We start from the raw sequence: 4,870 nt of genomic DNA, 5'->3' as shown, positions 1-4,870 counted from the left end.
ATGGTTTTTCGTTCATAATTTTTTTCATTTTAATGATATGGTATTTCAAAACATCTCACTGCGTAACTCTGTCAAAACATTCTACTTTCAGCTTACATAGATCGTGCATTTTTTTCATTTCTTAATTAAACCCTTGGACTCCATATGCCTTACCAGCGCTATAGCAACCATCCGGTCCTGGCACCTCCCAGTCATCAAGGTTACTACTCTTCTCTATTATAGCTGATTACTAAATGCTCCTTTTAGTGGAGAAAACATCTTCATCATACATGGTTCCAGAACCTGTTGTAGATGGTACGCCTTTACTTGTACTTGGTGCTGTCGTCGTTGTTTTTGGTGTCATGGTTGCTGACTTTGGTACAGGCTTTGTTGCTGGTACATTCTCTTTCGTTCATTGTATTGATTTATCTACAGAACAACCTAACTCACTTACATAATTCTCCGCCGCAGTTTTTTGATATTCCGTTAGCCTATAATCAAATGATACAATGCCCCCTACGTCAGATGTGTATTTGCTTTTGCTGTGTGCATAAGGCAAAAGAATAATTATGCATTAAAACCGCCTCACAGCCCTGTGGTATAGATCCTTTTTTATTCCCCTCGAAAACTTAACTTTCACTCACCGAAGATACGGTAGTATTCACCTTGCTGTGTACCTACTGTTCACATAACAAGTAGTCTAATGAGTATGGCAATTCCATCCAAGTGCCATGCATACCCCAAAAGCGCTGAGATCGATTACTCTGCACTTTTTTACGGCCATTGCGTTTTCTGATTCAATTCTACGAATCTCACTTATCTCATCAAACACACGCACGATATCCATTGGTCTCAGCTCTTCAATTTTCGAGTTCAGATCACTCTGTCTTTCCTGAATACAAGCGAGTAACTTGCCAATTTCAGCGATTTGCCCTTCCTGTTTTATAATTGCGTAAGAGGTAGAATCTGCAAACTTCTTCGTAGTCTCATGAAGCAAAACACGGTATTCAGCAAACCCATTTCCCACTGCTTCTAAACTCTGATTTGTAGAAGTTGAAATGGTTCCAATTAGGTTCTGCACCAAATTGCCAAACTCGTCCCCAATTTGTCTTAGGTCTTCAATTTTCGAGTCCAGATTGCACTGTCTTTCCTGAATGCACGCGACTAATTTATCAATTTCTGCGACTTGCCCTTCCTGCTTTACAATCACGTCAGAGTTAGAATCTGCAAACTGCTTCATAGCCTCATTAAGCAAAACTCGGTATTCAGCAAGCTCATTTCCCACTGCTTCTAAACTCTGATTTGTAGAAGCGGAGATGGTTCCAATTAGGTTCTGCACCAAATTAGCAAGTTCGTCCCCAATCTTCGACTGCTCCAAGGAAGATTGCTCACTGATTTTTGACACACATTGCTGAACATAGCTGTCTAAATCAGATGCTTGGATATTAAGCATATCGAGTTTATTAGTTGTTTCGGCGATTATCTGCAGCGCACTTTTCTCCAACGTCTTTGTCACGTTGTTTGCAGAATCAAAAAGAGCCTGAAGAGAGTCACTTAGCACTTTATTTGAACCTATAACAGCTTCTGCCTGCTCTTTTGCAGATTTGATGTCACGAAGCTCGTCTTCAATTTTCCCTATCACCTTGCTTATTTCCATTATTTCATTGTAACTCATACTTAACCCCTTTCGAGCTCCTGTCCACAATATTTATTTTTCAATCCCCGCAAAACCGCAAGATGTGCTTTTACAAGTATCTCTTCTTTAATGCTTGATAGCTTTGATAAATCATACTGCTGCAGAAGGTCCCCAATAGCCCCATGGAATGATTCGAAGAAACACCAATACTCCTCTTTACACTCCGAAGTTTCAACAAATGCCAGTAATCCTTGCCGGTAATCTTCAATAATCTCATTTTCTAATGATACGTTATTGTTTGTACCCAAGTGAGCTAGGCAGAAAACATTCAACAACGCCAATGCCGGATTGGTGTCGGTCAATGCTCGCCTTATTAATCTAACAGCGCCTTGGAGGTGTTTAAGATTATCAATCTGTGTACCACCGCCGCCAACCAAATCATCGTCTATCACTCTCATGTATTTTACGACTATATCTAAAGAACTCACTTTTCCCCTATCGGTATCAATAGTAAGTGAGAACGGCTCGCCTGTATCCGCCACATAATTATCATTGGCATACTTCGAATTAAAGTAGTAGTAAATGAAGTCTTTTAGGTTTTCATTTACCTCTTTCCAATCTTTAGTATCGTCAAGGCCTTGAATGCAAAACAGGCGCATGTCATCAATGGCTCGTTTCCGCTTGACTGCTATTTTGTTATAGATGAAATCCGTTAGATATCCAAGGCACTTGTGTATTTCGTTCTGGCCTTTATAGTTTGGCACATCCTCAAGAAGCTCTGATGCGCGTCCGTCGGAATAATACCGCATCATAAAGCGCTTCAGGCCACCATAATAGGCTCCGTCGGAATTGCGCGTAATGACGATTCTAAATCTATGCGTAGAGTAATCCTGCGTAAAGTCATCAATCAGGTCAATGCAGCACATTCGGTATATTGCTTTCGCTACATCCGAGTAATTGTTAGGCGCATTCTCGTCATCACTATATGTGATGAAAGCGACAATCTCCGTGCCCACATCGGCTGACAAGACTTTTTCAAGCAAGTTGCTGATTTCCACAGTCTCAGCTGGTTTGTGTTCAGCGCTATCGCCGACGAAAACCTCAACAACAGACTGGCTAAGTAATCTGTGCATAGCTTTCTTCTCAACAAGGTCACCTTTGAAATTATTGTTGTAGAAGTAAATAACGGTGTCGTAATCTGGATTCAAATACTGCAAGTCCTTCTGAGGCACTTCCATGCCCGCTTTAGAAAGAACTGCTTCAAGATCAGCATAATATCGAAAGCCTCGTGCTTCATTGGGTATAGTTCTTAATTTGCAATCTGCGAAATTATCACAGCCGTCTTCACTACATTCTTTAAACCCAAACATCTTGTTGTTTCTTCTGCAAGTAATCTTAACCAAGTCATGTTCTGGCGTAAATATATCAAAAAAAGCTGGCTCTATTTCGATGCCGTAGTGTGCTAGGATTGACCTAAGATCATCTTCCTTGAACCATTTATTTTTAAGTAATAGTAACGGAAAATCATTGTTTTCATATCTTTTACTTATCCGTACCAGTCTATAGTCCGAGAACAAGATAGTCGCCAATGCAATTTTTTTATCACGACCTGCACGCCCTGCTTCCTGTACAAAACTCTCTAAAGAACTAGGATAGTTCATGTTTATTGTGAAGCGTACGTTTGGTTTATCTATACCCATGCCGAAGGCCTTAGTTGCAACCATTAACGGAAGTTCGTTATTTCTAAATCGGTCAAGATTTTCAAACGACTTTCTATCCTCTTGCTTGTTATCAGCTCCACCAGTAAAAATTCCGATATCACTAATACTTCGAGAAAGCGAATTTGCATTTGCAACTACCGAGACATCCGTATTATCTCGGTGCGGGCAAAAAACTATCCCAGCCTGTTCATATTTGTCTCGTTTGGCAAACATATCTTCAGGAATATCGCTAATGATATCCACATCATCAAAAGAGTTTTCTATGTTCTGCCTTTCGGCAAAAGCAACCTTAATACGTTCTATGCTATTGCTGCTTTGTAATTCCATGATACTGCTTGGAATTCTTCTAATATATGCAGGCAAAACAGCCTCTTTACTTTTGTAAGCTGCCCGTTTATCACTAATGTCAACTGCAACAGGCAACCTTTTCTCAAGGCGGCAATTCTTATCATAGTATCTATCATCAGGATAATCGACAGTAACTCGCTCAACCTTATACTGGAGTTCAAGCCTGTCTGTGTTTTCGTACCGAACTACCGTTTCGGCATCAAGTGGGTAAGCCCCATTACCAGACAGTTCACGCTCAACATCAGAAAGCACATCAAACGATGCAGTTGCTGTTAAACCAAATAATGTAAGGCGCTTGCTTTGGTCCTTTGCACATACGTAGTTGTACATATTACGTCCCAGATGAAGGTACGAAAACCTAAAATCGTGACCCCACTCTGACACGCAATGAACTTCATCAATAACCCCATATGAAAAATATACATGCATGTCATGCATAGTCTTTAGTTTTTCTCTAAATTTGTATATGCATAGCCGTTCAGGCGATAGAAAAACAAATTGGAGTTCGGATGATTCCATTTGCTTTTCACGGCTATCTCTTTCTTTCCCATCTAATGTAGAGTTGATGAAAGAGCAAGTATCGATACCTATGTTGAGCAATCCGTCGTACTGATCCTTCATGAGGGAGCGTAGCGGATCTATAACAATGGTCACGCCAGGCTGCATCATTGCAGCAAATTGATATGTCAGAGACTTACCTCCGCCAGTCGGCAGTAACCCGATTACATTTTTGTTTTGTAAAGCACGGTCTAATATAGGGATTTGCCCCGGTCTGAAGACTTCCTTTCTGAATAGCAGTTTAAGGAAGTATGTAAGGTGCTCTTTCGTATTTTTAGATTCTTTGAAATCTCCAAACCTGTTCTTAATTCCTAGCGCAAGATAGTCAATCGTATCTGATGTATAGATATATCGTTTGCTTCTAATCCTTTCCGCTGACCTAATCATGAAGTAGCAGTTGTTCTTGCTTTTAAACTCGCTAAATAGGTCAACGCTGCCGTCCGTATTTGAAGATACAGTTACATCTATAATGTGCACGCTTGTCAAGACCACAGTTCGGAAATTTTTAGTTATGAACTCCTTATATAATATATTTAGGTTGATAAAGGTAACCTATAATCCTTTCTTAACTGTATAATTATTCAGGTTTATCCTGTATAAGTGTTCTATTAGATAGAGTGACATCGAC

The 4,870-nt window shown here is 40.1% G+C and carries 3 protein-coding genes; 1 reads left to right on the top strand and 2 read right to left on the bottom strand.

Going from position 1 to position 4,870, the window contains the following annotated elements:
* The first annotated feature begins 269 nt into the window (after nucleotides 1-269).
* Nucleotides 270-437, top strand: a complete 168-nt coding sequence (locus PHO71_RS25250) for a hypothetical protein (protein WP_300208949.1) — start codon at nucleotides 270-272, stop codon at nucleotides 435-437.
* 242 nt (nucleotides 438-679) lie between these two features.
* Here PHO71_RS25250 and PHO71_RS25245 read toward each other — a convergent pair whose 3' ends face one another.
* Nucleotides 680-1,654: a hypothetical protein gene (locus PHO71_RS25245; RefSeq protein WP_300208948.1), complete on the bottom strand. Its 975-nt coding sequence runs from the start codon at nucleotides 1,652-1,654 to the stop codon at nucleotides 680-682.
* 2 nt (nucleotides 1,655-1,656) lie between these two features.
* On the bottom strand, nucleotides 1,657-4,629 hold the full coding sequence (locus PHO71_RS25240) for a DEAD/DEAH box helicase (RefSeq protein WP_300208947.1): 2,973 nt from the start codon (nucleotides 4,627-4,629) through the stop codon (nucleotides 1,657-1,659).
* Nucleotides 4,630-4,870: the final 241 nt, after the last annotated feature.

It is taken from the genome of Bacteroides sp. (genome assembly GCF_028690125.1).
In the GTDB taxonomy this organism is placed as follows: domain Bacteria; phylum Bacteroidota; class Bacteroidia; order Bacteroidales; family Bacteroidaceae; genus Bacteroides.
The sequence above is the reverse complement of the archived record's forward strand: the minus strand, read 5'-3'. Positions and strand labels throughout refer to the sequence as shown.